1 protein-coding gene is annotated in these 2754 nt (G+C 65.8%); it reads right to left on the reverse strand.

The features are described 5' to 3' along the window. Positions 1-2754: AMP-binding protein (locus NKH99_RS32505; RefSeq protein ID WP_353017946.1), on the reverse strand; the 2754-nt coding region annotated here is incomplete at both ends.

A 2754-nucleotide genomic window follows, 5' to 3' on the forward strand; every position in this document is an offset into this window, starting at 1 on the left:
CGCCCACCGCCCCGAATGGAACCGGCGCGCCATGGCCGTCCAGAAGATACACCCGCGTGTTCGCAATCGGACGGCCGATCGGGACGATTGATCCAGCAAAGTCTTTGGGACAACTCCAAACCGTCGCACAAACAGTTGTTTCGGTGGGTCCATAGGCGTTGACGATAGAGGCTGCAGGAAGGCCCCGGATCAGTTCGGCCCTCGGCAACTCCCCAGCAAGAATGACAACTTGCGACGCCAGACCATCCAGATTCTGGCTTCCCTGAAGCAGTGCGGGGGGCAAAGTCGCATGCGTGATGGCTTCGTTTCGAAGGTAATCCGACAGCTTGCCACTTGCTTGACGGATCTCGTCCCCAGGAAAATGCAACGCAGCGCCTGAGCCAAACGCCATGACAAGCTCCCAGGTGCTTGCATCAAAGCCGAAGGAGGCGAACTGCACGATCCGGCTGTTTGAATGAACGCCAAAAAGCACAATTTGCGCCAAGCCCAGATTGACCACCCCCTGATGCTCGACCATGACGCCCTTTGGGGCTCCGGTTGAGCCTGAGGTGTAGATGACATAGGCGAGATGGCGGGGGGTGAGGCCGAGGGCGCAGGGATCGGGATCGGAAGCGGGCAGCCCGGCCCAGGCGGACGTGTCCGTCTCCAGATCGACCACCGTCACAGCGGCCATCGCCGCAGCGCCGAGGGCTTCGCGGCCGGCCGCATCGGCCAGCAGCAGCGGCGGGGCGGCATCATCCAGGATCTGGATCAGCCGGGCCGATGGATAGGCCGGATCGAGCGGCAGATAGGCGCCGCCCGCCTTGAGGATCGCCAGAACTCCCACCACCATAGCCGGGCTGCGCTCCAGGCAGATCGCCACCGGCTGGTCCGGCTTCACCCCAAGCGCGATCAGATGATGGGCTAGGCGGTTGGCGCGCGCGTTGAGCTCGCCATAGCTCAGGCGCTCGTCCTCGCAGACCACTGCCACCGCATCGGGGGCGCGCCGGACCTGCTGCTCGAACAGTTCATGGATGCACCGGTCCGACGGATAAGGCGCCGCCGTCCGGTTCAGCTCCTCCAGTAGATACGTGCGTTCGTCGGCCGGTAGGATGTCCAGCTCGCGCACCGGCCGATCGGGGGCCCTCTCCAGCGCCTCCGCCAGCTGCTCGAGCGCCCGCTGCATGTAGCTGCAGACCCGATCTGCAGAGATTGGCTCCGCCACCTGTGCCGTTAGGCCGAGCGCCTCGCCAAAATCCTCCACCGACAGGGTCAGTGGATAGTTGGTGCGTTCCTCCCCGCCCAGCCATTCCAAGCCCGACAGGACATCATCCGTTCCAGGACCAGCCATGGCCGCCGGCGTGTTGTGACGGTAGTTCAACAGCGCGCTGAACAGCGGCGCCGGCGCCGCAACGCCGCTGCAGCGTTGCGCCAGCACCAGCGAGGCATGCTCGTGCGCCAGCAGCCCGGAAAGCCGGCGATGCGTGCTGCGCACGCTTTCCTCGACGCCGGTCCCGTCGAGGTCGAGGCGCACAGGCAGGGTATTGATGAACAGGCCCATGGTGCGGTCGGCGCCTGCACCCGCATGCATGCGGCCGAACAGCACCGTGCCGAACACCACCTGCTCCCGGCCGCTGCTGCGCGACAGCACCTGCCCCCAGGCCAGGTGGCACAGGCTTGCCAGGCTCACACCCAACCGCCGCGCCTGACTGCGCAGCCGCGCGTTGAGTGCCTGCGGCAGTATCCAATGCACCGCGCCGGATCTGCTGCCGTCGCCGTAGACGTCGCGCAGCGCGAACGGCAGCGTCGGCTCGTCGATGTCGGCCAGTTGCTTCCGGAAGAACTGCTCATGCGCGTTGGCATCAACACCCAGGCGCGCGTGCGCCACCAGACTGCGGAACGGCTGCGGTGCCGGCAACTCATGCTCCCGCCCCGCCAGCACTGCCCGTACCTCGGCATACATGACTTCCAGCGTCGTGTGATCCCCGATCAAATGGTGCTGCAGCTGCTGCAGTAGCCAGCGGCGGCTGCCGGGCTCGCGCGCGATCACGAAACGCAACAACGGCGCCCGGCCAAGATCGACGCGTTCCCGGCGCGGATCAAACCGGCGCCGGAGCTCATCGGCGCCGGAACCACCACAGGCATCCAGCTCGACCTGGCTCACCTCGAGGGGTGCTTTGCGCCACACAACCTGGGCGGGGCTGGACAGCCCTTGCCAGACGAATGCGGTGCGCAGGATGTCGTGGCGATCGACTACCTGCTGGACCGCGCCGAGATAGCGGTCCAACAGCTCGCGATCGGCAAATGCCATCTGCGACACCAGCAGGTAGGGATCGCCCCGGCTGACCAGCAGATGATGGAACAGGATGCCGTCCTGCAGCGGCGACAGGGCATAGATATCCTGGACATTGCCAACGCCGCCGGGCACCGTTTCTACGATCCGGTCGATCTCAGGCTGGGCCAGCTCAATGAGCGGCAGCATCTGCGGCGTAATCGCCGTACTCTGTTCGGTGATCAGGTTGGGAGGCACCGTCACTTCGTGATTGCTGCCAAGGCCTTCGGCAAGATCGGCCAGCACCGGCCTGGCGAACAGGGTGCGCACCTCCACCCCGAGCGACAGCCGCCGCAGCCGCTCCAAGAGCTGCACCGCCAAGAGCGAATGGCCGCCGAGCTCGAAGAAGTTGTCGTGACGTCCGACCCGCTCGACCCTGAGAAGCTCCGCCCAGATCTGTGCCAGCGTCGTCTCGATCTCGCCCTGCGGCGCCTCATAGGCCG

Source organism: Mesorhizobium sp. M0854 (genome assembly GCF_040319815.1).
Classification (GTDB): domain Bacteria; phylum Pseudomonadota; class Alphaproteobacteria; order Rhizobiales; family Rhizobiaceae; genus Mesorhizobium.